Origin of the sequence: Sorangium sp. KYC3313 (assembly GCF_052075895.1) — a bacterium.
Lineage (GTDB): Bacteria > Myxococcota_A > Polyangia > Polyangiales > Polyangiaceae > Sorangium > Sorangium cellulosum_B.
Window position 1 is genome coordinate 5,860,327 of record NZ_CP197255.1, and the last position, 25,713, is coordinate 5,886,039.

At 75.7% G+C, this 25,713-nt stretch carries 19 protein-coding genes; 14 read left to right on the forward strand and 5 right to left on the reverse strand.

All coding sequences use genetic code 11. The annotated features are described in order from the left end of the window. The first annotated feature begins 290 nt into the window (after positions 1–290). Positions 291–794 carry a hypothetical protein gene (locus ACSRUE_RS22835; protein WP_441292847.1) on the forward strand — a complete coding sequence of 168 codons (504 nt, stop codon included), beginning with the start codon at positions 291–293 and terminating at the stop codon, positions 792–794. A gap of 8 nt (positions 795–802) precedes the next feature. Here ACSRUE_RS22835 and mug read toward each other — a convergent pair whose 3' ends face one another. Beyond that, positions 803–1,315 carry a G/U mismatch-specific DNA glycosylase gene (gene mug, locus ACSRUE_RS22840; RefSeq protein ID WP_441293118.1) on the reverse strand — a complete coding sequence of 171 codons (513 nt, stop codon included), beginning with the start codon at positions 1,313–1,315 and terminating at the stop codon, positions 803–805. A 241-nt stretch (positions 1,316–1,556) separates the two neighbouring features. On the opposite strand from mug, the gene ACSRUE_RS22845 reads away from it, so the two are divergent. The 10 genes from ACSRUE_RS22845 to ACSRUE_RS22890 all read left to right on the forward strand — a co-directional run bounded on the left by ACSRUE_RS22845 (position 1,557) and on the right by ACSRUE_RS22890 (position 19,703). After that, complete coding sequence (locus tag ACSRUE_RS22845; protein WP_441292848.1) at positions 1,557–4,733, forward strand: hypothetical protein; 3,177 nt, start codon at positions 1,557–1,559, stop codon at positions 4,731–4,733. Between the two features lie 163 nt (positions 4,734–4,896). Beyond that, positions 4,897–6,339, forward strand: coding sequence for a sigma 54-interacting transcriptional regulator (locus tag ACSRUE_RS22850; RefSeq protein WP_441292849.1), 1,443 nt, complete (start codon positions 4,897–4,899; stop codon positions 6,337–6,339). A gap of 59 nt (positions 6,340–6,398) precedes the next feature. Further along, positions 6,399–9,623: a hypothetical protein gene (locus ACSRUE_RS22855; RefSeq protein WP_441292850.1), complete on the forward strand. Its 3,225-nt coding sequence runs from the start codon at positions 6,399–6,401 to the stop codon at positions 9,621–9,623. A 346-nt stretch (positions 9,624–9,969) separates the two neighbouring features. Next, complete coding sequence (locus ACSRUE_RS22860; RefSeq protein ID WP_441292851.1) at positions 9,970–10,356, forward strand: Uma2 family endonuclease; 387 nt, start codon at positions 9,970–9,972, stop codon at positions 10,354–10,356. Positions 10,357–11,197: 841 nt separating this feature from the next. Next, the gene (locus tag ACSRUE_RS22865) at positions 11,198–12,076 is read left to right on the forward strand and encodes a hypothetical protein (protein ID WP_441292852.1); all 879 of its coding nucleotides are present in this window, start codon (positions 11,198–11,200) and stop codon (positions 12,074–12,076) included. A gap of 19 nt (positions 12,077–12,095) precedes the next feature. After that, positions 12,096–15,428, forward strand: coding sequence for a hypothetical protein (locus tag ACSRUE_RS22870; protein ID WP_441292853.1), 3,333 nt, complete (start codon positions 12,096–12,098; stop codon positions 15,426–15,428). 58 nt (positions 15,429–15,486) lie between these two features. Next, positions 15,487–16,089, forward strand: a complete 603-nt coding sequence (locus ACSRUE_RS22875; protein WP_441292854.1) for a hypothetical protein — start codon at positions 15,487–15,489, stop codon at positions 16,087–16,089. A gap of 137 nt (positions 16,090–16,226) precedes the next feature. Next, positions 16,227–17,150 carry an MYXO-CTERM sorting domain-containing protein gene (locus ACSRUE_RS22880; RefSeq protein WP_441292855.1) on the forward strand — a complete coding sequence of 308 codons (924 nt, stop codon included), beginning with the start codon at positions 16,227–16,229 and terminating at the stop codon, positions 17,148–17,150. Between the two features lie 196 nt (positions 17,151–17,346). Next, positions 17,347–18,816 carry an alpha-amylase family glycosyl hydrolase gene (locus tag ACSRUE_RS22885; RefSeq protein WP_437766324.1) on the forward strand — a complete coding sequence of 490 codons (1,470 nt, stop codon included), beginning with the start codon at positions 17,347–17,349 and terminating at the stop codon, positions 18,814–18,816. Between the two features lie 44 nt (positions 18,817–18,860). Next, on the forward strand, positions 18,861–19,703 hold the full coding sequence (locus ACSRUE_RS22890) for a glutathione S-transferase family protein (protein WP_441292856.1): 843 nt from the start codon (positions 18,861–18,863) through the stop codon (positions 19,701–19,703). Between the two features lie 50 nt (positions 19,704–19,753). Here ACSRUE_RS22890 and ACSRUE_RS22895 read toward each other — a convergent pair whose 3' ends face one another. Beyond that, positions 19,754–20,794 (reverse strand): phosphatase domain-containing protein, encoded by a 1,041-nt coding sequence (locus ACSRUE_RS22895; protein ID WP_437766326.1) that lies wholly within the window; start codon positions 20,792–20,794, stop codon positions 19,754–19,756. 502 nt (positions 20,795–21,296) lie between these two features. On the opposite strand from ACSRUE_RS22895, the gene ACSRUE_RS22900 reads away from it, so the two are divergent. Together ACSRUE_RS22900 and thpR are read left to right on the forward strand one after the other, a co-directional pair. Next, positions 21,297–21,524, forward strand: coding sequence for a M2 family metallopeptidase (locus tag ACSRUE_RS22900; RefSeq protein WP_441292857.1), 228 nt, complete (start codon positions 21,297–21,299; stop codon positions 21,522–21,524). Between the two features lie 27 nt (positions 21,525–21,551). Next, positions 21,552–22,139: an RNA 2',3'-cyclic phosphodiesterase gene (thpR, locus tag ACSRUE_RS22905; RefSeq protein WP_437766328.1), complete on the forward strand. Its 588-nt coding sequence runs from the start codon at positions 21,552–21,554 to the stop codon at positions 22,137–22,139. Positions 22,140–22,203: 64 nt separating this feature from the next. Here the strand turns inward: thpR and norR are convergent, their stop codons facing one another. Beyond that, a complete protein-coding gene (norR, locus tag ACSRUE_RS22910; protein ID WP_441292858.1) occupies positions 22,204–23,781 on the reverse strand; it encodes a nitric oxide reductase transcriptional regulator NorR in 1,578 nt (525 codons plus the stop codon). Positions 23,782–24,112: 331 nt separating this feature from the next. Between norR and ACSRUE_RS22915 the strand changes: the two genes are divergently transcribed. Then, positions 24,113–24,571 (forward strand): globin domain-containing protein, encoded by a 459-nt coding sequence (locus ACSRUE_RS22915; protein WP_441292859.1) that lies wholly within the window; start codon positions 24,113–24,115, stop codon positions 24,569–24,571. A 28-nt stretch (positions 24,572–24,599) separates the two neighbouring features. Here the strand turns inward: ACSRUE_RS22915 and ACSRUE_RS22920 are convergent, their stop codons facing one another. Further along, positions 24,600–25,013 carry a secondary thiamine-phosphate synthase enzyme YjbQ gene (locus ACSRUE_RS22920; protein WP_441292860.1) on the reverse strand — a complete coding sequence of 138 codons (414 nt, stop codon included), beginning with the start codon at positions 25,011–25,013 and terminating at the stop codon, positions 24,600–24,602. Between the two features lie 64 nt (positions 25,014–25,077). Further along, positions 25,078–25,665, reverse strand: a complete 588-nt coding sequence (gene pdxH / locus ACSRUE_RS22925; protein ID WP_441292861.1) for a pyridoxamine 5'-phosphate oxidase — start codon at positions 25,663–25,665, stop codon at positions 25,078–25,080. Between the last annotated feature and the right edge of the window lie 48 nt (positions 25,666–25,713).

Here is a 25,713-nt window from a genome sequence, read left to right on the forward strand (position 1 = left end):
GCGAAAGCGGCGCGCGCGCGGCGAGGGCCATTCTCCGCCATTCTCCTGCTCGAAGCGGGTATCTCCGGCTCGCCGCGGCACCTCCAGCGCGCAGCGACAACGCCTCCAGCGCGCAGCGACAACGCCGCCAGCGCGCAGCGACAACGCCGCGTGGGATCGGGCTCCGCGCCGCCACGCTGTGGCGATCCGTCACGCGCGCCGAACGGAGCGGACCGTCGTGGATGCGACGCCGCGGCCGGCGGCGCATGGCTGGCATGGGGCCTGCTGGACGTGCCGCAGAGGGAGCACGTATGCGATTCGGACTCAAGCTGGCTTCATTCGTGGGAGCGCTCGCGGGCGCGCTGCCGTCGCCGGCGGCGGCGGCCGACGGAGCGGGGCTCTTCGCGCTCCCGCCGAGCCGGCTCGACGCGGCGGACGGCGCGGGGGTGCCGACCTCCGAGCCGCCTGTGATGTCCGGAGCGACGTTCGTCCATCGGATGGCGCGCGCGATGATGGCTGTGCTGTCGCCGCCTCCGTCGGAGCTCCGCGTGGCGCCCCTCGTGGGCCGAGGCGGCGGCGGAGGGCTCCGCCTCGTCCTGCCCGTGTGCGAGGACGGCTGTTCGCGTTACGCGTCCCGCGCCGTCCTCCTCGTCGCGCAGAGCGCGCCCGACTCGCCGTTCGCGTGGCTCGCCGCGGTGACCAACCGCGGCGGGCGATCGCCCGAGGGGCCGCCCGGCCTCGCGGCCGTCCGGGAAGAGGCCCGCCGCGCGCGCGCGAAGGTGCCTCAGGAGGAGGCGAGCGCGCTGCCCGAGTAGGCGCCCGCTCACCGCGAGGCCCGGGTCGACGTGACCGCCTCGTGGAGGGCGCGGAACATCGCCGCGAGCCTGTCCGGCTGGTAGCTGGCGTTGAGCCCGCTGGGGTTCGGCAGCACCCAGAGCCGCGTTGCGCCGAGCGTCTCTGGCTGGGGGCCGGGCGCGGCGCGGGGCCTGCCGAAGGCGCCTCGATAGGCGCCGATCCCGAGCACGGCGAGGAAGCGGGGGCGGTAGCGCCGCACCGTGGTCTCGAGCCGCCGCCCGCCCGCGGCGAGCTCCTCGGCGGACAGCTCGTCGGCCGACGCGGTCGCGCGCTCGACCACGTTGGTGATCCCGACCCCCAGCTCGAGCAGCTCGCGCTCCTCGGACGGGGAGAGCACGCGATCGGTGAATCCGCCGGCGTGCAGCGCCGGCCAGAACCGGTTGCCGGGGCGGGCGAAGTTGTGCCCGACGGCGGCGCTGTAGAGGCCCGGGTTGATGCCGCAGAAGAGGACGTCGAGGTCCGGGGCGAGGACGTCCGGCACCGTCTTGCCGGCGGCGGCGACGAGCTCGTCGCGGGTGGGTCGTCGGGGGCGGGGAGGGGAGTGCACAGGCTTTCCGGGCGGGCGCCGGGCGCCGCGGCTGCAGCTTACGACGCCGCCGCGCGAAGGCGCGCGGGAGCCGGGGACGGCGGGCGCGGCCGCCGTGGGGGGAGGGCGCGGGGGCGAGAACGTGGATCGACGCTGGACGGGGGCGCGACAACGGATACCGTCGTGCTTTCCCCGGATGCTGGTGCGCTCGCTCGGTCTGATCTCGGCTCTCCTCGCGGCCGCCTGCGCGCGTGCGCCCGAGCCGAGCCCCGCGAGCGGCGCGGGGGCTGCGCGGGCCGCGCGTGCGCCGGGCGCGGCCGGCTCCGCCAGCGCTGCCCCGGCGGGGGCGCGTTATTTCCTGGCGCTCTCCGAGGGCGTGTTCCGGGCAACGCACGACGGACCGGCCGCGGCCGTCGCGGCGCGCGTCGTCGCGGAGGGCGCGCGGCTCGAGCTCGGCGGAGACGGGCGCGTCGCCGCGGCGGCGTGGGAGGCGGATCTGTGGGCGTCCGGCGAGCCCGTCGTCGGATCGCTCGCGATCGCGCCCCACCTCGGCGGGGGCTTCCTGCACTGGACCCGGCGCAGGGCGTTCCGCTCGCGCGGCTTCACGGGGCCGCTCGCCGAGGTGGCGCTCGGCGGCGGCGGCGGCGCGGTGCGGGGCGCCCGCAACGGCCTGCGAGGCGTCGTGGTCTTCACGGAGCGGGGACCGCGGGAGCTCCTGCCGGGCGAGGCTCGGGGCCGGGCGCTCGACATGCCGGCCATCCAGGATCTGGCCGCGCTGGACGCCGCGCGCGCGGCGCGCCTCGACGTCTTCGGCCGCGCCGCGACGACGGCGGACGGCGGCAGGACGTGGATCGACGCCGGCCAGCGGCTCGGGCTCGCCGCGCGCGCCCTGAGCGTCGCCCCGGACGCGCTCTCGCTCGACACGGCGCTCGGGCGCGTGGCCGTCCTCCCGGACGGCTCGCTCGGCCGGCCCGACGGCGACCTCCGCTCGAGCTGGCCGAGCGGGTCGTTCCAGCTGCTCTTCGCGGGCGCCCAGGCCGCCTCGCGCGACGCCCCCGTCCTCGACGATCTCGCGCCGCTCGCGGCGGCCGTCTCCGCGGGCGCGCTCTTGCCCGACGGGACCGCGCTCGGGGTGTTCGAGGGCGGCGTCGCGCGGATCGACGTGAGCACGGGCGCGGTGCGCGAGCGGTTCTCCGGCTGGCTCCCGGACGGGCTGGGCTGCGTGCCGGTGCCCGCGAAGGAGGGGCCGCTCTTCCTCTGCGTGTGGGACGATTACGACGGCTACGGCAGCTACGTCCTGCGCTCCGAGCGCGGCGAGGCGCCGCGGATGGAGCGCGCCTTCAGCGACGAGGGGTTCTTCGTGGCCGACGACGGCGGCGCGCTCGGCTACGTCGGCGGCTGCGCTGCGTCGCCGCGGGTCGCCAGCGACGAGGAGCGAGATCGCCGCTACGGCGAGGTCGTGATCCACCCGAGGATCTGCGTGCGGCGCGGCCCGGACGACTGGGTCGAGCACGCGGTCGAGCTCGGCGAGTCGCAGGCGCTGGTCGGCTGGGCGCCGCGCCGGGACGGGAGCGCGATCGCGCTGCTGAGGGGCGAGCGCGACGCGCGGCTGCCAGCGCCCGCCGGGGCGCCGCGGGGCCGCGACGAGGGGGGCGCGCGGGTCGTGGAGCTCCGCGGGCACCTCCCCGGCTGGTACTGGACGCCGCCCCCGCGCGACGGGACACGGGTGCTCGTCGACAGGCGCTTCCGCGCGCGCGAGGACGGCGGGGTCGACGGGTGGCTGTCGTCGGTCGAGTGGTCCGATGCCGTCGGGCAGGGGAGCCAGGGCGTCACGATCGCGGACGACGGGACGGTCTCGCCGCACGCCCTGCCGCCCGATCCGGCGGGGATGGTGGTGACCGGCGACCACGGCGTGCTCGTCACGGCCGGCGCGGAGCTCTACGAGACGCTCGATCACGGCCGCACGTGGCGCGCCGCCGGGCGCTCGCCGGTGCCCCCGCCGTCGTTCCAGGGCGGGTGCTCCGCGCTCGGCTGTGCGTTGAGCGGCGTGGTGCGGCTCGGCTGGGGCGCGGGCGAGCCGTCGCCGGCCACCGCCGCCGCGCCGGGCTGCGGGGCGGCGGTGGCCGGCCGCGCGGGCGCCGCCGGGGTGGACGCGGCGGCTTGCCCGGGCGGCGTCGGCCCGATCGACGGGCCGCCGGAGGCGCTGCCGTCGCTCTCCTGTGCGCCGATCGAGCTGCCGGCGCTGCGCCCGCGCGCCGCGCTCGAGGCTGGCCCGGGGCGATGGACCGTGCCGACGTCGTATGGCGAGACGCTCGATGTCGTCGCCGACGCGCCGGCGCCTGGGCGCGCCGCGCGGCCGGCCGAGGAGGCGCCGCCCGCCGAGGAGGCCGCGCCCGAGGAGGCGCCGCCCGGCGGCGCGGCGTCGGGCAAGGGCGGCGCCGCGCCGGGAAAGCGAGGCCCGAAGGTCGCGGCGGTCCGGACGCACAGCGTGCTCTACCTCCCGCCGTTCGATCTGCGCGGCGAGGCGCTGCGGCTGAACGCGACCGAGCTCGCGCCGAGCGGCGGGAAGCGCAGCGCGTCGATCCCGCTGCTCGCTGCGAGCGGCGAGGTCGGGCTGCTCGTCCTCGCCGCCGAGGGGGGCGAGCTGCTGCTCGGCCCGCAGGGCGCGCGGGCGCTCCCGGCGTTCGAGCCGCGCCGAGGTTACGCGGACTCCGCGCCGGGGCGGGCCCCGGGTCTCCTGCTCGGTCCGGGCCGCGCGCTCGTGCTCGGTGAGCTCCGGCGCCGCGTGGCCGTCGAGGAGCACACGCCGGAGCCCCGGCGGCCTGCGCGCCTCGTGGCGCTCGACCGCGAGGAGCTCCGGGGCCGGCCGATGACCCTCGCGTGGCGCGACGACGGCGAGGCCGGCGTGCTGGTGCTCGACGGCGCGGCCCCCGAGATCGCGGGCGCGGCGGTGCTGGACCGCATGGGGGGGACCGTGGGCGAGGTGGTCGCGCTCGCGCCCTGGGCGACGCTGACCGCCGCCAGCGACGCGCGCTGCCGCGCCCAGCGGGGCGCGTGGCGCGCGCTCGTGGCGCTCGATCCGGAGCGCGCGCTGCGCCTCGATCCGAGGGCGCTGCCCGCGATCGCGCTCGGGAACCAGGGCCTCGCGCAGGTGCGCTGGGGGCGCGAGCGCGTCTGCCTCGAAGCGCTGCACCTCGCCGCCTCCGACTCGAGGCGGCGCGGTGAGCGCGCGGAGGACGCGGCGCTGATCGCGCGGTGGACGGCCGCGCGGGGGCAGGGGGCCGGCGCCGGCGCAGGACAGGGCGCCCTGCGAGCGCAGGCGACGACGCAGCGCCTCGTGTGCTCCGTGGGCGCGCGGCCCGAGGACGGCTGAGGCGCGGCGTGGATGTGGGTCAGCCGCTCCGAAGACCCCTCCGCGAGCACGATCGGCTCGGACGAATGATGCGCCCGGCGGACGGATAGGTTGGTACCATCACCATGTCCAAATGCACGGCGACGGGACAGAGCGGTCGAAGGACATCGATAGTACAGCGTCAATGCAATTTCGTGCTCCGTTCTCCCGGCAGACCAGCGCCGGGGCGGGGCTCGTGTTGCTCTACGCCGACAACTACGAGCAATTTCGTCCTGCGTACCCCGTGCTCGAGCAAGGCTCGGTCCTCGGCCGCGATCCGACCGCGGATGTGTCCGTGCCGACGCGCAGCGCTTCGCGCCATCATGCCCGGATCGAGCGGCGGGGCGGCGTCTGGCGGCTGACCGACCTCGGCGGCCGCAACGGCACGCTCTGCAACGGCGAGTTCGTCACGGAGGCGCCCATCGCGCACCTCGACCAGGTCCGGGTCGGCGACGCCATCTTCAAGTTCGTCGAGCGCGACGTCGAGAGCTACGCCCGCTACCGCATCGACGGGGCCTACGTCGAGGCGCCGGGCTCGCAGGAGGGGCCGCCGAGCTTCTCGATGGGGCGGATCGTGGGCGGCTACCAGACCCGGACCCTCGCCCGCAGCCTGTACGAGATCGCGCGCAGCGAGCTCTCGGTGCTGATCCGCGGTGAGAGCGGGACGGGAAAGGAGATCTTCGCCCAGCAGCTCCACGACTGGAGCGGCCGGCGCGGCCCGTTCCTGGCCATCAACTGCGCCGCCATCCCCGCCGCCCTCGTCGAGGGGGAGCTCTTCGGGCACCGGCGCGGCGCGTTCTCGGGCGCCGACCGCGACAGGGCGGGCATCCTCCGCGCGGCCCACGAGGGCACGCTCTTCCTCGACGAGATCGGGGACATGCCGGCGGAGGCCCAGGCGAAGCTCCTCCGGGTGATCCAGTCGAAGGAGTTCACGCCGCTCGGCGGGACGCAGGCCGAGCGGATCGACGTGCGGATCGTCGCCGCCACGCACCGCGATCTCGACAAGCTCCAGCAGACGGGCGCCTTCCGCGCCGATCTGTTCGGTCGCCTGAACGAGCACAGCGTGACCCTGCCCCCCCTTCGCGAGCGCAAGGAAGACATGTTCTTGCTCTGCACCGCGCTCGCGGCGCGCCACGGCCGGTCCGAGATCCGGCCCAGCATGGTCTCCATGGCGGCCCTGCTCCACCACGATTTCCCCTACAACGTGCGGGAGCTCGAGGCGCTCCTGAAGCGCTGGGCCGCCGCGGATCGCGGCGCCGAGTTCGGCATCCAGGATCTCAGCGACAGCATCCGCGATCGGATGAAGACGTACGGGGCCCGGGGCGCTTCCCTCGCGGGCCCGCTCGCGGAGGATTCCCGCGCCACGGTCTACCCGCAGTATGACGAGGAGCCCGCGGAGGACGTAGCGTCCGCGCCGGGCGGGCCGCTGCCGCCGAGGACCGCCCCGGAGGAGAGCGTGCTCCGGGAGCTCCTGGCGAGGCACCAGGGCAACGTCGCCGCCGTGGCGCGCGTGCTGGGGAGGGATCGCGTGCAGGTGCACCGCTGGATGAGGCGGTACAACCTCAAGGCCGACGCGTTTCGCGGGTAGCATCGCGCTCGGCGCCGCGCAGAGCGGCTAGACTCGCGCCCGCCGAGGCCCGCACCCGCATGACCGCCGAAGACGTCGTGGCTCCTCTCCTCGCCGCGCTCGCGCTCGCGGCGTGCGGCGCGGCCGAGCCGGCGGCCGCGCCGCCCGGCGCGGCCGAACCGCCTCCCCGCGCCCCCGCGACCGTCGCGCTCGGCCCGGCCCGGTACGTCGCGCAGCCCTACCTCGTCGGTCTTGTCGAACGCGTGGTCATCGACGGCCGGGAGGTCGACAGGGCGATCGTCAACGGCCAGCGCGCCCAGCTGCACGGCCTCGAGCGGCTCGAGCCGCTGGGCGCGGACCGCGTGGCGCTCGCCGGCGGCGCGGCGTTCCCCGCGTGGGCCCGGCCCGGCGCGCGCGCGGTCGGCGTCGCGCGCGTCGCGCGCGCCGCGCGCTACCTGTTCTGGAGCGGCGGCGACCTCTACGCCGCCGAGAGCTTCGGCGGGGAGCTCCGCAAGCTCGCGACCCTGCCGGGCGACGTCGCCGGCGCGTTCCCGTGGCTCGACGGCATCGGGCTGCTCACCGCGGCCGGGAGCTTCGTCGTCCAGGGCGCGAGCGGCGCGCTGCGGCCGCTCGGCTCGCCGTCCCTCGTCGCGGCCGCGGCGGCCAGCGAGCGCCGCGCGCTCGTCCTGACCGTCTTCGGGCGCGCGCTCCTCACGCTGGACGCGGGCGCTTCGTACCGCGACGTCACGGCGGAGCTCGGCGATGCGATCGCGCTCGACGTCCGCGGCGAGGAGATCGTCGCCTCGCTGGCCTTCGGCCTCGAGCGCGCCGTCGAGCCGAGCGGTCGCCTCGGCGAGCCCCGCGCGCGGCGCGCGCCGCCGGCGGCCGGCGTCGATCCCGGGTGGCTCGGCCGCTCGCCCTTCGAGCAGCTCGCGGACGCCGTCGCCTCGGGCCTGCCGCTCGCCGACGGCGGGGCCGCGCTCGCCGTGGACGGCCTCATCGGCCGCGTCGACCTCGCCACCGGCCGCGCCTCGTCCGTCGCGCCGCTCCCGCCGGGCAGCGGCGAGTGCGCGCCGTTCCGCGCGGGCGACGCGCTGCTCGCCGTCTGCGCCGGCCCGGAGCGCGCGAGCGTCGTCGACCTCTCCGGCGACGCGCGCGCGCTCCGCGTCGAGCGCTCGTTCGAGCTCCTGCTCGAGCCGGCGCGGGCGACCGATCGCTTCGTCGGCGTCGACGGCGAGGCGCTCGGTTACGTCGGGCCATGCGAGGGGCCGCCGAGGCCGCGGATCGATCTCCGCGCGCTCTCTCAGGGGGCGATCGCCGGCGACGCGACGCAACAGAGCGCGGTGTTCTGCGTGCGGCGCGGGCCGGGGGACTGGGTCGAGCACCGCCTCGACGCGGCGGACGCGAGCGACGTCCTCGCCTGGATCCCGCGCCGCGGCGGGGGCGCGGTCGCCCTCATCGCGCGCCCCGGCACGTTCCTGCCGGACGGCGAGCGTGTCGAGGTGCGCGGCGCGCTGCGCGTCGTGCGGATCGCGCGGGGCGAGCCGCCGCTCCTCTGGCCTCCGTACGGCGAGGAGCGGGCGGAGCTGCTCTCGCGCGCGCTCGCCGTGCGCGCGGACGACGCCATCGAGGGCTGGCTCCCCGTGCACGGCTACGCGGCCGATCCCGCGCCGATCACGATCGACCCCGCCGGCCGGCTGCGCCGCCACGCCGTGCCGGCGCGCGCGCGCTCGATCGCGGCGTCGGGCCCCTTCGCGCTCGCCGAGACCGAGGACGGCGGGCTCTTCGAGACGATCGATCGAGGGCAGCGGTGGGCGCCCGTCGCGCCGCCGCCGGGCGGCGGGGCTGCGCGCCTCGACGCCTGCTCGGCGGTGGGCTGCAGCCTCGGCACGCTCCTCCGGCTCGGGTGGGCGTCGGCCCCGCGCTCCGGCGGCGGCGGCGGCGCGCCGGGCGCCGCGTCGCCGCCCGGCGCGGCGGTGGCGGAGCCGCCCCCCGCGCCACCCTGGCCCGACCGCGACAGGGCGGCGCGGCCCCCGGCGCCGCAGCCCCTCGCGCGGCTCGCCTGCAGCTTCGCGGGGCCGCTCGACGCCGCGCGCGTGCCGGAGTCGTCCGGGTTCGGCGCCGTCGCCGCGCCGTCCTCGCGCATGGCGGGCACGCTGCGGCTCGGCACCCTCGGGATGCTGGCGCTGCCGTCGTTCAACGTCGGCCTGCCGGGCAGCGTTGCCCGGTCGGGCAGCGGCGGCCTGCCGGGCGCCTCCTTGGCCGACGCGGAGCTCGCCTGGATCGCGCCGCTCGACCTGCGCGCCGAGATCCGCCGCGCCACCGTGCCGCTCGCGAGCGCCGGGCTCCAGCTCGCGTACCGGCCGTACGAGGCGCCGCTCGGGCTCGTCATCGATCGCGACGGTCGCGTGGCCCCGGTCGCGGCCGGCCCGGCGGATGTGTGCCTCGCCGGCCTGCTGGACGCCGCGCGCGTCACGCGGCCGATCGGCGGCTGTGCCCCCCAGCCCGCGGTGGGCGTCGATCTCGGCGATCGGGCGGTGTTCCTGAGCCCCCGGCACGACGGCCTCGCGGTGAGCTCGGTCGATTTCCGCGGCGCGCGCGGCGAGGCTCCTCTCGCGCGGCCCGCGGGCGGCCGGCCGCCTCCGGCGATCCGGGAGCTCCACGTGCAGCGCACCGCGCGCGCGACGGCGGCGCAGCGGGCGCGCTTCGCCTTCGGCGCAGGCGCTCGCGCGGGCGCGCCCGTCTTCGTGGCGGTGGCCGGAGACGGCGGCGCGGTGCTCTCGGCGGTCGACCCCGTGCTCGGCACCCTGGGGCCCGAGGAGGCCCTCGCCCCGCTCGGCGCGCTGGGCGCGGGCGGCGACCCCGCCTGCGCGCCGCGCGCCGGAGAGGCGCGCGTGGTCCTGTCGTTCGACACGGAGATCGGCCTCGTGCCCGGCGCGCTGCCGGGGATCACCGCGGCCGGGACGGCCGGCGTCGCGGTGATCCGGTGGTCGCGCGAGCGCGCGTGCCTCGACGCCGTGGAGCTCGTCGTGCGCGACGAGCGCTACGAGGGCGGCTTCGGCTTCTACGAGCCGCCCGGCGCCGTGAAGAAGCTCATCGCGCGCTTCGCGGGGCCGACGCCCGCGGCGCCGCTCGGCGCGCACGGCGGGCCCGTCGATCGGCGCGGGCGCGGCGGGCTTGGCCCCGCGGCGGCGCGGCGGAGCGAGCCGGCGCAGGGCGCCGGCGGCGGCACGCTCGTGCTCGTCCTGTACGGCCAGGAGAGCCGGCAGCCGGTGCAGTGCAAGGCGGTCGTGGGCGGGCGCTGAGGCGCGTGCGCCAGCGGCGAGCGCGACGAGGTGCTCGCCGAAACCTCCGAAGAGCCAGCCGACGAAGCAGGCGTCCGGCGCTGCGGTACCCCACGGATCGTGTGCACCGAAAACGGCACCCACAACGTGGTTGCTATCGGCGCGGGGGGAATCTCGGTGCTCAAAGGCTACTTCGTAGGACCTGTTTGCAAGGCGCCGTAGGACTGAACATGGGCGAAAAAGATAGGGAAGGAAACATGCCGGGCTCCGGCACGGAGGGAATGAGCGTCGCTTCGGCCCCGCGCGCAGGCGCAGGCGAGATGCCCGCCGTCGAACCTCTCCACACGGGCCCGGGCACAAATTGGTCGTGTCCAAGCTCGGGGGTCGCAAACCGGACATCTGCGTCTATACGGCTGGCGAGCTGCCCGAGGCCGACGCCAACCTCTCCGGTCGCCCCCCGGCGCTGGTGGTCGAGGTGGTGTCACCGCGGGAGGTCGACGAGTGGACGGATTTTGAAATCAAAAATCGCGAGTACGCGCGTCACGGTGTGCGCCGGTACTGGCTGGTGGAGCCAACACAACGCTTCATCGTTTGCCTGGAGCTGGGCCCGGAGGGACGCTACACCATGTTCGTGAGCGGGAGGGAACAGGTCGAGATACGGGTGACCGGGCTTGACGGTCTCGCGCTCGACCTCAGCGACCTCTGGGCACAGGTCGACCCGTCCAGACCCGGCGCACAGGGCGAGATATCCTGAATGAGCCGCAACAACGTGCCGAGGACGAATCAATTGCTCATAGAACGTCCCAAGGATCCCTCGCGGCCCCATGCTCCGGACAGCGGCAACTCCCTGGGCTGATACGACACGCTAGAGCGACAAACGGGTTGAAACCCCGAGAAAAAGCAGGAATTTCACAGGGAGGCGAGGAGTCGGGGAGCGAGAGACGGCGAGAAGGAGAGATTCTTTTTTTTTTCTTCCTCCCCGCCTCCTCGCCTCCCTGTGAAATTCTCCGGGTTTCAACATGATTGGTATTCTAGGACGCCGATCACGTTGCTCGAGCGAGAAATTAGCCGCCAAGGCGCCAAGGACGCCAAGGACGCCAAGGACAAAATACAATCTTGGCGTCCTTGGCGCGCTTGGCGGTTCAAATTCCTGTTCTTTTCTGGGGTTTCAACCTGTTTGTCGTTCTAGGCTGGTAGGACACAGCCGTCCGGTGGTCGCGGCACGGTCGTGAGCCCTCGCGAGACCGCAATGCGCCGGTCCCGGTGAGGCGGCGTACCTCCGCGAGACCACCGTGCGGTGGTCGCGGCAAGGCGGCGGACCTCCACGAGACCGCCGCGCGGTCGTCCCGGCAAGGTGGCGGATCTCCACGAGACCACCGCGCGGTGGTCCCGGCAAGGTGGCGGACCCTCGCGAGACCGCCGTGCTGCGGTCGCCGCGGCGCCGTCCCCCACCGCTCGGATGCGCCGGGCCATGGATGCGGTGCGGTGTGCGCAGGCGGAAGGCGCGCCCTGGCTGCTCGCACGGAACCTCTTCCCGGCCCCCTCGCCCAGCGCGTACTTTACAGTCGAGGACGCCCACCCAGCGAGGAGATGCGATGCCGAGAGCACCCGCAAAGAAGCAGCCCGCCGGCAAGAACAGCGACAAGAACAACCAGAAGACGCCCGCCGCGGCGCCTGACCGCGAAGGCGGCGCGCCCGCGCTCCCGGGCTCGGCCGAGGCAGCCGCCGAGTTCATGGAAGAAGCGCGGCGCATCCCCGCGCGCGAGATCCGCCCGCTCCGCGCGGACGTCGCGCTCGTCCACCACAACGTCCGCGCGGGGCTCGACGCGGTGGGGCCGCACGAGGCCGAGCTGCTGAAGCTGCCCGCTCCCTTCGACCTCGGCGCGATGAAGTCGCTCGGCCGGCTCGCCCTCGGCCTGGTCTATGCCGCGGCGCAGGTGGACCGCTCGTCGCCGGGCACCACGAAGAAGCTCCTCCAGCGCGCGCACGAGCTCCGCGACCTCCTCCTCAGCGCGGCGGTGGCCCTCATGAAGGCGGGCGTCCTGCCGGCCCAGCGGGTGAAGAAGATCATGGCAGGCAGCGGCGCGCGCGACATGGTGCAGGACTGCGTGGATCTCGCCCAGCTCTTCCGCGATCACGCCGCGCAGGTCAAAGGCAAGACCGCGATCACCAGGGCGCAGATCGACGAGACCGCGGCCACCGGCGATGAGCTCCTCTCGCTCCTCAAGCCCAAGGGGGCCAAGGCCAAGGCGCCGGAGCCCGTGAAGAGCGCGGTGGAGGCGCGCGATCGGCTCTGGACGCTCCTCGGCCGGCGTCACGAAGAGCAGCTCCGCCGCGCCGGCATGTGGCTGTGGATCGGCGAGGTCGACGCGCACGTGCCGCCGCTGCTCGCGCGCACCGCGCGCAAGGCGAAGAAGCCGAACGGCAGCGGCGCGTCCGGCAGCGACCGAGGCGGCGCGCCGGACGAGGGCTGATCCCGGTGCGGGCCAGGAAGTGACGCCCCGCGCGCTCGTCGCTGTCCTCGCCGCCGTCCTCGCCGCGTGCAGCGCCGCCCCGGAGCGCCCTCCGCGCCCTGCGCAGGCGCGGGCTGCGGCGCTCGCCGACCCGCTGCCGCTCTCGCCCGCGCGCTACGTCCTCACCGAGGACCTCGGCGTCCTCCTCGACGCCGCCGCCGGGGCCGGCGAACGCGCGCCCGCGCCCCGCCCGGAGCCCGCGCTCTTCGAAGGGCGCCGCGTGCGCCTCGACGGCGGCGTCGTGCTCGCCGACGCCCCCGCGGCCGAGCTGCTCCGCGGGTTCCGGTCGATCCCGGCGCGCCTCGGGGGCGGGTTCCTCCTGTGGTCCGAGGGCCGCGTCTACCGCGCCGCCGACTTCCTCGGCGAGCTCGCGCCCATCGCCGACGTCGGCGCCCCCGGCGGCGCGCGGCCGTACCTCGACGCGATCGTCCTGCGCAGCGATCGGGGGCTCCTCGAGATCGATCCCTCCACGCTCGCCGTTCGCCGCTTCGGCGCCGCGGGCGTGGTCGACGCGGTGGCCGTCGACGCGCGCCGCGCGGCGCGCCTCGACCTGTTCGGCCGCGCCTCGGTCACCCTCGACGGGGGCGCCACCTGGATCGACGTGCTCGAGACGCGCGGGCTCGCCACGTCGCTCCTCGAGGAGCAGGACGGCGGCAGCGCTGTCGCGCTCCTCGGTCCGCTGGGCGGCGCCGCGCTCCGCGTGAGCGCCGCCGGCCTCGTACCCGCGGCGCTCGCGCCGCCGCCGGCCGGGCCGAGCGCCTCGCTCTCGCTCCCGCCTGCGCGGGACCCCTCGCTCGGCGCCTCCTCGGTCCGCGCGCTCGCTCCAGCGGGGCTCGCGCTGGCCGCGGCGACCGGCGCGCTCCTCCCGGGCGGCCGGCTGCTCGTCGCTCGCGACGGCGGCCTCGCCGTGTTCGCGGCGGCGACCGCCCGGCCCCTCGCGGAGGCGGAGATCGAGAGCCTCGACCCGAGCTATGCGCGCTGCCAGCCGTTCCGGTCGGGCGGCGACGTCTTGCTCGCGTGCGCGCACGAGGCCGCCCAGGTGCTCCGGCTCGAGACGACGCTCTCCGCGCCACGCCTGGAGGCCACGTTCCCGCCCCGCAGCCGAGGCCCCGATCCGATCGCGAGCCCGCCGGGCGCGTTCGTCGGCGACGATCGCGGTCGCCTCGCCTTCATCGGCCGGTGCGGCAGCGTCCCCCCTGGGCTCCACGACTTTCCGGAGAGCCCGGGAGACGCCGGCCCGACGGACGACGAGGCGCCGTGGCCCCCGCGCTTCGCGCGGCTTTCGCCGGACGAGCCGCGAGAGGACGCCGCGCGCCGCGAGCCCGCGGAGGAAAGCGTTGCGCGCGTGTGCGTGCGCGTCGGCGGCGGCCGCTGGGTCGAGCGCCGGATCGAGGGCGAGGACGCCGACCGCCTCTACCGCTGGATCGCCGGCGAGCGCGGGACCGTCACCGCGCTCGTGCTGGAGGCGCCGGAGGGGCCGCGGCCGCGGGCCTCCGAGGAGGAAGAGGAGGAAGAGGAGGAAGAGAGCCGGACCTCCGAGGGCGAGGAGGAGGACGGCGCGCCGCGGAGATCGCCTCTCGGCCCCCCCGCGCGCGGGCGCGACCGTCGTCCTGCGGGTCCACCCGAGGGCGTCCGCGTGGTCCGCGTGCGCGATCGCGACCCGGCGCTCGCGGGCGGCGCCTTCCCGGCGCTCGCGGGCGGCGTCTTCCCGGGGTCCGCCGGCGCCGCATCGCCGCGCCTCGTCGACACCGATTTCTGGGAGGACGACGACGGCGCGGTGCGCGGCTGGCTGCACCTGCCCGAGGAGGCCGACGGCGTCCCGCCCGCCCGCGAGGCGCTGCCGGAGGCGGGCTCACCCGCGCGCGCCCGTCGCGCGGAGCGGCTGCTCTCGCGCCGCCGCGGCGGCCGCATCGCCGGCCTGCGCATCGACGCGCGCGGCGGTGTCACGGTCTTTCCCCTCCCGGCCGGCGTCCAGAACGTCGTCGTCGGCGGGCGGTTCGCGCTCGCCGCCACCGGCGACGACCCGCCGGCCTTCTTCGAGTCGACCGACGGCGGCCGCTCGTGGCGCCCGGCCGAGGGCCCGCCCGCACGCCAGATCGAGCCTCCCTTCGACGAGGGCGCCCCCTTCGCCTGCTCCCCGATCGGCTGCGCGATGGGTGAGCACGGCCTCGTCCGCCTCGGCTGGGGCGGCCCTCCGCCGTGGCCGCGCAGCGCGCCGCCGCCCTTCGCTCCTGCGGTGAACCCGGCGCTCCGCGCCGCGTCTCCGCCGCTCATCTCCTGCCGCCTCGACGACGACCCCTCGTCCTTCCCGCCGCCGTCGGCCGCCCCGGCGCCGCCCCCCTCGGGTCGCCGCGCTCCCCGGGGCACGCCCGCGGCAGGGGGCGAGCCCGCGGCGGCCCGCCCGACCGGCGGCGCGCCCCCCGTCGTCTCGCTGTCGACCGCCCCGTCCTCGCCCCTGGGCGCGCTCCGCGACGGGACCTTCACCGCGAGCGTGCTCCTGCCGTTCGCGCGCGCCGGAGCGCCGCGCCGCCTGTCGCTCCGCGACGGCTCGCTCGGCGCGACGTCCGGCGACATCGTCCCCGTGCTGCTCGCGCCCGGCGCCAGGGCGCCCGCGGATCTGCTGCTGCTGTTCGACGCGAGCGGCCCGCACGGGCGGCGCGGCCTCCGCGTGCGCGCGGGCGCCGAGCCCCCGGCGCTCCTGCCGTTCGACCACGCCGGCACGATCGCCGCCGCGGTCGAGCTGCCGGGCGGCGAGCTGCTCGCCCTCGACGCCGGGAGGCGCAGCTTCGTCGTCGCCGTGCGGCAGGGCACCTTCCCGGCCTTCGGGCTCGCGCGTGTCCCCGAGCTCGCGGGCGCCCGCCTCACCCTGGGCCGCCGGCTCGACGCCCCTTTCGTGGCCCTCGTCGGCTACTCCGTCGCTTCCGGGGAGGTGGTCGCGGGGCCGATCGACGTCGCCCGTGGCCAGGTCGGTCCGCTCGAGCCGCTCGGGACCCTCGCGTCGCTCGCGGAGGTGGGCGCCGGCGGCTGCGGCGGCGCGCGACCGTCGCACCGGTTCATCGCCGAGCTGCCCGCCGCGCTGCGGGTGGCCTCGAGGAGCGGGGCGCCGCTGTTCGAGGGGGACGCCCCCGCGTCGGCGCTGCTCTCCGGCGGCGGCGGCGCCCTGTGCGTCGAGGCGATCGAGATCCGCGCCGCGGCCCGGGGCGGGCTGGACCTCGGTGTGGTCTTCGGCCCCGACGGCGCCGCCGCGCTCCGCGACGGCGGGGGCGGCGGCGGCGTGAGGCTCCGCTGCGAGCTCGTACGAAACCGGCCATGACGGGCGGCGAGCATCCGGAGATTCCGCGTCGGCGGGCCTCTCGTGCTAGGGTCCGCCAATGCCCGCCCTTCGATCCTTGGCTCTGCCGATCGCGGTGGCCGCGTCGATGCTCGCGCTGAACGCATGCTCTGAGCGGCCCACCAGCTTCCCCGATCGCGACGGTGTCATCGCCGCCCAGGCCGAGTGGTGCTCCGCGCTCGCCAAGCTCCAGCGCGCCGGTGCGTCCTGGGAGCACCTCAACGCGTGCAAGGCCGCCTACCCGACCTCGTCGCCCACGTACCTCCGCGCGATGACGAGCTGCTTCTCGCGCCGCATGGAGGCCGCCACCGAGAGCTCGCCGGACCGGAGCCAGATCATCCTGGAGTGCAACGACGAGGTGGCCGTCAAGCTCAACCCGGACGAGCCCACGGCGGCGCCGGTCATCGAGTCCCGCTGCGCGCGCATGGCCCGCTGCGAGAGGGTGCCCGTCCCCGCGTGCAAGAGCGCGTTCAGCAAGCTCGAGGGGGCCCAGCGCGCGATGTTCACCACCATCTACAACGCCGCCGGCCGCTACGAGATCGTCGACTGCCTCGAGAACGCGAGCTGCACCGACAACGAGGAGGCGGGCCGCCAGGCCTGTTACAAGCCCACCTCCGACGCGCTGCTCTGGTTCCCGGACTGAGCCCCGCGCGCTCGCGGTCGTCGCCTCGTCCACGCTGGCGGTGATCTTCTCGTCCACGTCGCTGCTCCTCTTCGTCCGTGCCGCCGGCCCTCTCGTCCGCGTCTCGTTGCCACGAAATCCCTGGTAGCGTGCCGCGCATGCGAACCGCCCGATCTCGAACCGGTCCCCTGTCTCAGCTCGGCGCGCGGCGTCCGCGCGCCGAGCGTCCCCACGCCCGCCCCGCCGCGACCCGGCCCGGCGCGGCGCGCCGCCTCTTCCTCGCCGCGCGCGTGGTCGCCGCCGCGCTCGCGCTGATCGGGGCGTGGCTGCCCGCGAGCGCCGCGCACGCGGCGGGCACCGTCACCATCGTCGACCGCTCGCCCAAGGAGGACAGCGGCCGATGGAAGCTCAAGATGACGATGAACTACGGAGGGATGCCGCACCTCGGGCACATCCCGATGCTGTTCTCGTTCACGCCGACGGTGCACTACGAGCGAGCGCTCACCGACAAGTCGCCCGAGACCCCGGTCCTCGTCCGCATCCCGCTCCAGAACCAGCAGTCGATCAACGAGAGCATGGACGTCGGCTTCTCCGACGGCAGCGGCAAGGTCTTCGCGATCACCAAGTTCGACTTCGTCCTCCGGCGCGATCGTGGCTTCGAGGCCGGCGAGTACGAGCTCGTGATCAAGCGCGCGAGCGACGGCGTGCAGATGGGGCAGAAGCAGAAGATCACCCTGCAGGGCGACAACCCCGTCATCGATCGCCGCGCGATCGTCTTCAGCGGCGAGAAGAAAAAGAAGGACGAGAAGGCGGACAAGGCCGAGGCCGGGAAGAGCGACGAGCCCGCCCAGGATGAGGCGTCCGAGGGCGCGCCCGCGGAGGGCGCCGACGAGGCGGAGGCGCCCGTCGACGACGCGCCGCCGGACGAGGCGCCGCCGCCGGTGGAGCCCAAGCAGGGCGGCTGCGGCTGCCGGCTCTCGCCCGACGAGGCCGCGACGCCCCTCGCCCTGCCGCTCGTCGCCCTCGGCGCGGCCGCCGCGCTCGCGCGAAGGCGCGGCGAGCGCCGCGCGCGCCGCGCCTGACGGCGCCCGCGCCGCGAGCGCCCGGGATCGGGCGAGGCGGCCTCTGTGCTGGACGTTTCGCGCGCGGCCTGGGCCGGCCGCGCCTGCAGCACATCGTGATCGCGCTTGCAGGGACCACCCGAGCGCGCAGACAATCCCCGGCCGACGCCCGCTGTCCGCGACTCCCTCGCGGGCCCCGCCGTCCCCAATCCAATCGATGAGCTCCCTAGTCCCTGCCCACCAGCACCCCCTGCTGTACGCGATCTTCGTGCGCGTGTGGCTCCACGAGCTCTCGCGCGCCGCCAAGGCCAGGGTGACGCTCGCCAGCGTGCCCGACGCGGCGCTCGACCGGCTCGCCGCGCTCGGGGTCGACTACGTGCACCTGATGGGCGTCTGGACGCTCGGCGAGGAGGGCCCGCGCCGCTCGCTCACCGATCCCGACCTGCGCGCCGAGTACGACCGCGTGCTGCCGGACTGGACCGAGGCCGACGTGGCCGGCTCCCCGTTCGCTGTCGCGCGCTACGAGGTGAACCCCGCGTTCGGCGGCGACGCCGGCCTCGCGGATCTGCGCCGGCGCCTCGCGGCGCGGGGCATCGGGGTCATCCTCGACTTCGTGCCCAACCACGTCGCGCGCGATCACCACTGGGTGAAGGAGAAGCCCGAGTTCTTCATCGCCGGCGACGACGGCGCCCCGCTCAGCGGGCGCGACCCGTACATCCCGCCGTGGCCCGACACGGCCCAGCTCGACTACCGCCTCGCGGCGACGCGCGCCGCGTCCGTCGAGGCGCTCCGCGGCGTCGCGTCGCGGTGCGACGGCGTCCGCTGCGACATGGCGGTGCTGGTGCTCGACGACGTCTTCCGGCGCACGTGGTCCAAGCGCCCGCCGGTGGAGCGAAAGGCCGAGGCCACCGGCGAGTTCTGGGCCGAGGCCATCGACGCCGTCCGCCGCGACCACCCGAGCTTCGTCTTCATCGCCGAGGCCTTCTGGGACCTGGAGTGGCGCCTGCAGATGCTCGGGTTCGACTACACCTTCGACAAGAGCCTTTACGATCGGCTGAGCCACGCCTCCGCGTCGTCGGTCCGCGGCCACCTCGCGGCGACGCCCGACTACCAGCGGCGGAGCGTCCGCTTCATCGAGCACCACGACGAGCCGCGCATCGCCGCCGTGCTCCCCCCGGATCGGCGCCGGGCCGCCGAGTTCATCGCGGCGACGGTGCCCGGGATGCGGTTCATCCACCACGGCCAGCTCGAGGGGCGGACGGTGCGCGCCTCGCTGCACCTCGCCCGCGCCCCCGAGGAGCCGGTCGATCAGGCCTGCCTCGCCTTCCACGAGCGGCTGCTCGCGGCCGTGCGCCGCCCCATCCTGCGCACCGGGAGCTTCGCCACGCTCACCGCGCGCGGGCCGGGCGCCGACGCGTTCGTCGCCTACCGGTGGGAGCCGCTCCCGGCCTGCGGCGCGCCCCGGAGCGCGGCGCCCCTCGTGGCCGTGATCAACTTCGCCCCGTCGCGCAGCGGGTGCCGCATCCCGCTCGACATCGCCGGCATCGCCGGCCGCAAGGTCCTGCTCGCCGACCTCATGACCGGCAACGAGCACCCGCGTGACGGCGACGAGCTCGTCGATCTGTCGCGCGGCCTCGGCGTCGAGCTCCCCGCGTACGGCATCCACCTCTTCGAGATCCGGCACTGAGGCGCGCTTCGCGCCCGGGTCGTCCAGGGCTCTTGGAGATCCTGATGTCCGGTCCTGGCGCGGGCGCGCCCCTCCGCCTCATCACCATTCCCTGGAGCCACTTCTGCGAGAAGGCGCGGTGGGCGCTCGATCGCGCCGGCGCGCGGTACCGGGAGGACGCCTATCTCCCGCTCGCCCACGCGCTCCCTTCGCTGAGGGCCGGCGGGCGCCGCTCCGTCCCGGTGCTCGTCTCGCCGGCGGGCGTGCTCGCCGACTCGACCGACATCCTGCGCTACGCCGACACGCTCGTGCCGCCGGAGCGCGCGCTCTTCTTCCAGGGTCCCCGCGAGCCCGACGCGGGCCGCGCCGAGGTCGAGGCGCTCGAGCAGCGCTTCGACGCCGACCTCGGCCCCGCGACCCGCCGCGTCGCGTACTTTCACCTCCTGCCCGACGCGGAGGGCGCGTTCGCCCTGATGGGCGGGTCGTTCCGCTCGCTCGAGGGCGCCGGCGCGGCGGCGCCCTGGTGGTTCGGGCGCGGCACCTTCCGCGCTTACTACCCGGTCGCGCGGGCGGTCATGAAGCGCGTCATGCGCATCGACGCCGCGTCCGCCGAGCGCTCGCGAGGCAAGCTCCGCGCGGTCTTCGACGCGGTGAACGAGCGCCTGCGCGACGGGCGCCCGTACCTCGTCGGAGAGCGCTTCTCGGCCGCCGATCTCACCTTCGCCGCGCTCGCCGCGCCGCTGCTCGCGCCCGAGCACCACCCGTCGCCGCTCCCGCCGCCCTCCGAGCTGCCGCCCGAGCTCCGCGCGCTCGCCGAAGGGCTCCGCGGCGAGCCGGCCGGCGCCTTTGCCCTGCGCATGTACCGCGAGCACCGGCGCGCGAGGCCCGGGCGAAGCGCCGGCGGGTGACGCTGGACGCCGCCGGGCCGCGGGCCGGCGCGCTCGCGCGAGCGGCGCGCTCACGCGAGCGCCGGCACGCCGGCGATGAGATCCCGCGCCGCAGGCCCTGCCTTCAGCGGGTCGCGGTGCGCGCCGAAGTGCCGCGCGTGATCCCGGATCGCGCCGATCGCGGCCTCGGGGGCGAGGCCGTGCCGGGCGCGCAGCCACGCTGCCAGCACGACGCCGGCGCGGCCCGCGCCGGACGCGCAGTGCACGACGGCGGGCGCGCCGCTCGACTCGGCGCGCCTGAGCGCGTCGAGCGCGCGCTCCAGCGCGCCGGGCGAGGGGAGCGCGCCGCCGTCGAGCGGCACGTGCGTCACCCGGAGGAACTCGCGCTGGTAGCGGCCAAGGAGCGGGATCCGGTGGAGCGCCAGCTCTCCCTCGTCGAGCAGGCAGAGCACCTCGCGCATCCCGTGCCGCGCCATGAAGGCGAGCCACGCCTCGACGGGCGCGTCGCTCGGATCCGGGTGAGCTGCCGGGCTCGGCGGCGCGACCACGGACGAGCGGATCCCGGAAGCCGACCAGCTCGCCGTCCCGAAGCCGGGCCGCTCCGCGCCGTGGACGATCCGGTCGAGCGGCGACGCGGGCGCGAAGTTGAAGGGGGCCGGCGTCGCCTGCTCGTGCGCGCTCCGGTAGAACAGCTCGAACTCCGCGACCGACGCCTCGAGCTCGGGGTCGTCGATGGAGCCTGGCCGCACGCGCCGCACCTCGGCGATGGCCTCGGCCGCCGGCCTGCCGAGCGACACGAGGCGGCACGCCAGCACGACGCCGGTGCGCCCGACGCCGCCCTCCCCGTGGACGGCGATCGGCCGCGGCGCCCGGTCGAGGAACGCCACGGCGCGGAGGAGGTCCACGCTCGGGATGCGCGTGAAGTCGGCGAGCGGGCAATGCAGGTGGATGAGCGGGCCCACCGCCGCAGGCGGCGGCGCCCGACGAGAGAGCGACACCAGGCTGCGGAAGCCGAGCTCCGCGAGCTCCTCGACCGCCTGGGGCGCGTGGGGATAGGCCATGCCGGCGAGCTCGCCGGGGATCACGAACGAGAAATTTTCGAGCTCACTCATGGCCGTCGCTCGGTGCGCAGGGGGTCGTGGCGCAGGAGGTCGTGGCGCGCGCGTCGGGGTGGGGCATCCGTCTGCACCTCACCTCGAGGTCGCAGCTCGTCGCAGCGCTTCGCCGCCTCGCGCTGCGAGGCGACCGGGAGCGGCCACTCCGGGCCGTCGGGCGGCGACCGCTCGTCCGTCCTGCGGGCGAGCGGGGCGCCGGGCGGGCGGCGGCGGCGAGGCCGAGGACCGCCGAGAGCGTGGGCCTGGGCGCAAGGGCATTCCTCATGGTGGGTGAGCATTGTAACGGCAGTTCACCGCCGCATGGCAGCCGTCACCGCGGGGCGGTTCGCCCAGGTAGCGCCGACCCGTGCGAATCGCGGACGGTACGGGTGAATCGCGGACGGCGCGGGGAGCTGGATGGTGCGGCTGACTCCGGAGGGGCGGCTCGCCGGGGCCGCGCCCCGACGATCACACGTCGCTCCTGGTTCCCTCGGCACGGTCCGGCGTGTATGAAGGGCCCGTGGTCCGCTTTGCCCTCGCCCCGACGGCCATCGCGCGTCCGCCGATGCTCGTCGCGCTCGGGCTGGGCGCGGCGCGCAGCGGCGCCATGCGCTCGCTCGGCGCGAGCCGCCCGCGGCGGGCGGTGACGGGGGAGACCGCGGCCGATCCGGGCGCCCTGCTGGAGTGCTTCGAGCCGCTCCGGAGGTGGCTCGAGGAGCAGAACGAGCGTGAAGTCTGTGGGTGGTAACTGAGCGTGGGTGAGCGTAGGTGAGCTGTGCGCGTCTTCGTCGCCGTTGATCCGGGAGCCGAGCTCCTCGCCAAGGTCGGAGATCTCCTGCGGGAGATCTCGCCGCGGGCTCCGTCCGCCAAGTGGGTGGAGCCTGCCGGGCTGCATATCACGCTCGCCTTCATGGGCGAGATCGGAGAGGAGCGCCTGCCGCTCGTCATCGCCGCGGCCGGGAGCGTCGCCGCGTTCCACAGGCCGCTCACGTTGCGCATCGAGAAGGGCGGCGCGTTCGGAACGCGGCGTCGCCCGCGCGTGCTCTGGCTCGGCGTGGGCGGCGCGGTAGGCGCCCTCACCGCGATCCACCGCGACCTGGAGCAGACGCTCTCGATGTCGACGGGCTACGTCCCCGAGGACCGGCCGTTCGAGCCGCACCTCACCCTCGCCCGCTCGCGCGATCCGCGCGGCGATCCGGCGCTCGACGCCTGCGCTCAGGCGGTCGGCAGCGTCGACTTCGGCGAGACGCGGATCGAGGAGATCATCGTCTACCAGAGCGAGCTGACGCCGAAGGGGGCGCGCTACACGGCGCTCGCGCGCGTGCCGCTCGAAGGGATCGGCGCCCCCGAGCCGGCGCGCTGAGCGTCGTCTCCGTGGAGGCGCTGCGCTCCGTCCCTCGAGGAGGACGGCGTCTCGCTCGGGCTCCTCAGCGCTTGCGCGGCCCGGCCGGAGGGATGAGCCCGAGGCGCACCGCCTCCTTGTAGGTGAACGATCGGCTCAGCCCGAGCAGCCGTCCGGCCGTCGCCGCGTTGCCGCCTGCTGCCCGGAACGCTCGGGCGAACGCCTCGCGGCGGGCCCTCTCGAGCGCCTCTGCCAGCGGCTCCACAAGCTGCCCCGGCGGCGCGTCCGCGAGCCGCAGCCGCTCCCCGGGGAGCTCGATCCGCGGGGCGAGCGGGCGCTCCGGCGCGGCGCCGTCGATGGCGTCGAGATCCTCGCGCCGCACGACGAGCGCCCTGCCGGCCGCGCTCTTGCCCTCCGCGATCGTCCGGCGAAGCACGGCGCGCTCCACGGCGTTCTTCAGCTCGCGGACGTTGCCCGGCCACGCTCCCTGCGCGAGCGCGCCCAGCGCCGCCTCGGTGAAGCCCACCCGCCCCGCGCCGAGCTCGGCCGCGAGCTCGGCGGCGAAGCGCTCGCAGAGGGCGGGGATGTCCTCGCGCCGCTCGCGCAGGGGCGGCACGCAGATCGGGTAGACCCAGAGCCGATGGAACAGATCGGCGCGAAAGCGCCCCTCGGCGACCTCCCGCCGGAGATCGCGGTTCGTGGCCGCGACGACCCGCGCGTCGACGCGGCGCGCCCGGTCCTCGCCCACGGGCTGGATCTCCCCCTCCTGCAGCGCGCGCAGGAGCTGCGCCTGCGCCGAGAGCGGGAGCTCGCCGATCTCGTCGAGGAAGATCGTCCCGCCGTGCGCCGCCTCGAACCTGCCAGCGCGCGCGGCCGTGGCGCCGGTGAACGCGCCTCTCCTGTGGCCGAAGAGCTCCGATTCGACCAGCTGCGCGGGGAGCGCCGCGCAGTTGACGATCACGAGCGCCCGGCTCGCCCGGGGCGATCGCTCGTGCAGCGCGCGGGCGACGAGCTCTTTCCCCACGCCCGTCTCGCCCGTGACGAGCACCGGCACCGACAGCGGGGCGAGCACCGCGATCTCGCGCTCGATCCGCTGCATCCCGGCCGGGCGGCTCGCCGGCGCGCTGCGGCTCGACGCCGGGCCGATCGCGCGGCGCGCCTCCGGGCCGGCGTCGAGCAGCCCGGCGCCGGCGTCGAGCCGCAGCGCGCCGGCGCAGAGCCCCGCGAACACGCGCGCGTCCTCGTCGCGCAGGCCGCGGAGGCCGTGGGGATCGCAGGCGTCCAGCGTCAGCAGCCCGGCGAGGCGGCCCTGCACGTGCAGCGGCACGGCCATGCAGGCGTGGATCGGATGGATCTCTCCGGGGTTACCGAGCAGCCAGCCGCTGTAGGGGTCAGGCTCGCTCGGGTCGAGGAACCGGATCGGCCCGGCCGCCTGCGTCGCCCTGTGGAGCCGCGGGTGCTCCGCGGGCCGGAAGCTCATCCCCAGGGCGGCCGGCGACAGCCCGATCTGCGCGGCGACGCCGACCGAGCCGTCCTCCGCCGCCGTGAGCACCGAGAGCGCGTCCGCCGCCGTCACCCGCGCGAGCGCGCGCAGGATCCGCTGCAGCGCCTCGTCGCGGGCGGGCGCTTCGGACAGGCTGAGCACGGCGTCGAGCAGGGTCACGCGGGTTCCTCGAGGAGACGGAGGCGACGGAGGTTTCCTGTCGGAGACACCGGCAGGAGACACCGTGGGGTGCAGCGGAGCAAGGCGCGCGTCGGGGCGGCGCGCGGGTCGGCGCCGCCGGAGCGGCAGCCCTCGGCAGCCGGCGGCGGTTTCCCACGGGAAACCGCCGCCCGTCGCCGGGCGCGCCGACCCGGCGAGGATCGACGCGATCCTCGGAGAAACGCCCCTGGCACGGCCCGTGCGAACGTTAACGTTCTGGCGCGCGCCGATGGGCGAATCGACCGCCGACGACGGGTAGCACGGGCACGGCGCCCGTGCCTGGAGGTTTGTCATGGGATTGAACGTTGGCTTGCTGCGGGAGAGCTTCGAGCTCGTGATCGAGAGGGCGCCCGACCTCACGCACCGTTTCTACGGGATCCTGTTCTCTCGGTATCCGCAGGTGAAGCCGCTCTTCGGGCGCAATAGCCAGGAGCAGCAGGAGAAGATGCTCACCGAGGCGCTCGCCGCGGTCATCGACCGGCTGGAGGACGCGTCGTGGCTCGAGGAGAAGCTCATGGCGATGGGGGCAAAGCACGTCGACTACGGCGTCACGGACGCGATGTACCCCTGGGTCGCCGACGCGTTGATCTCCGCGATGGCCGAGGTCGCGGCCGCGGACTGGTCCCCGGCGCACCAGGAGGCCTGGACCGACGCGCTCGGCGCGATCGCCTCGCTCATGCAGCGCGGGGCGAGGGAGTACGGCGGCGCGAGGCCCGACGCGCCGCCCCCCGCGGCGCACGCGGGCGGCTAGCTCTACCGCGGGAAGTCGGCCGGCGGCGTCACTCCCCCATCGCCTTCACGACGACGCGCTTGCGCCGGCCGCCATCGAACTCCGCGTAGAAGATCTGCTGCCAGGGCCCGAGATCGAGCTTCCCCGCGGTGATGGGCACGATCACCTGGTGGTGCACGAGGATCGATTTGAGGTGAGCGTCGCCGTTGTCCTCGCCGGTCCTGTGGTGCTTGTAGTCGGGCCCCTCGGGGGCGAGCTGCTGGAGCCACGCCCAGATGTCCTCCCAGAGGCCCGGCTCGTGGTCGTTCACGAACACGCCTGCGGTGATGTGCATGGCGCTCACGAGGACCATGCCCTCCTGGATGCCGCTCGCGGCGACGACGGCCGCGACGCGCTCGGTGACGTTGATGAGCTCGCGCCTGGCCTTCGTCTCGAAGTAGAAATAGTCGGTCTTCGACTTCATGGCTTCTCCCCGGCGCGGGTCACGGAGCGTGACGGAGCGCCTGTGATCGACGATCGCGCCGCGCTCAGGGGTAGAGCCGCTCGACGCGCCAGCCGTCGCCGTGGCGGACGTACACCACGCGGTCGTGCAGGCGGTTCTCCTGGCCGTACCAGAACTCGACGCGCTCCGGCACCACCCGGTAGCCGCCCCAGAACTCCGGCCGAGGCACCGGCCGGCCCTCGAAGCGGCGCTCGATCTCGCGCACCCGTTCGAGGAGCGCCTCGCGCGAGGGCAGCGGCGCGCTCTGCCGGGACGCCCACGCGCCGATCTGGCTGCCCCGCCCGCGGGTCTCGAAGTAGGCGTCCGACTCCGCGTCGCTGACCCGCTCGATCCGCCCCTCGACGCGGATCTGCTCCGCGGCCTTCGCCCAGTGGATGCACAGCGCGGCGAACGGGTTCGCCGCGAGATCCGTCGACTTGCGGCTCTCGTAGTTGGTGAAGAACACGAACCCGCGATCGTCGATGCCCTTCAGCAGCACCATCCGCGCGGAGGGGCGCCCGGACGCGTCCGCCGTGGCCAGCGTCATGGCGGTCGCGTCGGTCGGTTCGGTGGTTTGCCGCTGCTCGAGGAGCTCGCGCGCGAGGACGAACGGATCGGTCGGCTCGGTGATCATGGTGAAACGGTGCTCATGGTGAAATTGCGTCATGCATATACAAGCAGA

Coding starts and splice junctions, on each gene's coding strand:
- ACSRUE_RS22835 (WP_441292847.1), top strand. CDS start 291: ATGCGATTCGGACTCAAGCTGGCTTCATTCGTGGGAGCGCTCGCGGGC.
- ACSRUE_RS22845 (WP_441292848.1), top strand. CDS start 1,557: ATGCTGGTGCGCTCGCTCGGTCTGATCTCGGCTCTCCTCGCGGCCGCC.
- ACSRUE_RS22850 (WP_441292849.1), top strand. CDS start 4,897: ATGCAATTTCGTGCTCCGTTCTCCCGGCAGACCAGCGCCGGGGCGGGG.
- ACSRUE_RS22855 (WP_441292850.1), top strand. CDS start 6,399: ATGACCGCCGAAGACGTCGTGGCTCCTCTCCTCGCCGCGCTCGCGCTC.
- ACSRUE_RS22865 (WP_441292852.1), top strand. CDS start 11,198: ATGCCGAGAGCACCCGCAAAGAAGCAGCCCGCCGGCAAGAACAGCGAC.
- ACSRUE_RS22875 (WP_441292854.1), top strand. CDS start 15,487: ATGCCCGCCCTTCGATCCTTGGCTCTGCCGATCGCGGTGGCCGCGTCG.
- ACSRUE_RS22880 (WP_441292855.1), top strand. CDS start 16,227: ATGCGAACCGCCCGATCTCGAACCGGTCCCCTGTCTCAGCTCGGCGCG.
- ACSRUE_RS22885 (WP_437766324.1), top strand. CDS start 17,347: ATGAGCTCCCTAGTCCCTGCCCACCAGCACCCCCTGCTGTACGCGATC.
- ACSRUE_RS22890 (WP_441292856.1), top strand. CDS start 18,861: ATGTCCGGTCCTGGCGCGGGCGCGCCCCTCCGCCTCATCACCATTCCC.
- ACSRUE_RS22895 (WP_437766326.1), bottom strand. CDS start 20,794: ATGAGTGAGCTCGAAAATTTCTCGTTCGTGATCCCCGGCGAGCTCGCC.
- ACSRUE_RS22915 (WP_441292859.1), top strand. CDS start 24,113: ATGGGATTGAACGTTGGCTTGCTGCGGGAGAGCTTCGAGCTCGTGATC.
- ACSRUE_RS22920 (WP_441292860.1), bottom strand. CDS start 25,013: ATGAAGTCGAAGACCGACTATTTCTACTTCGAGACGAAGGCCAGGCGC.
- pdxH (WP_441292861.1), bottom strand. CDS start 25,665: ATGATCACCGAGCCGACCGATCCGTTCGTCCTCGCGCGCGAGCTCCTC.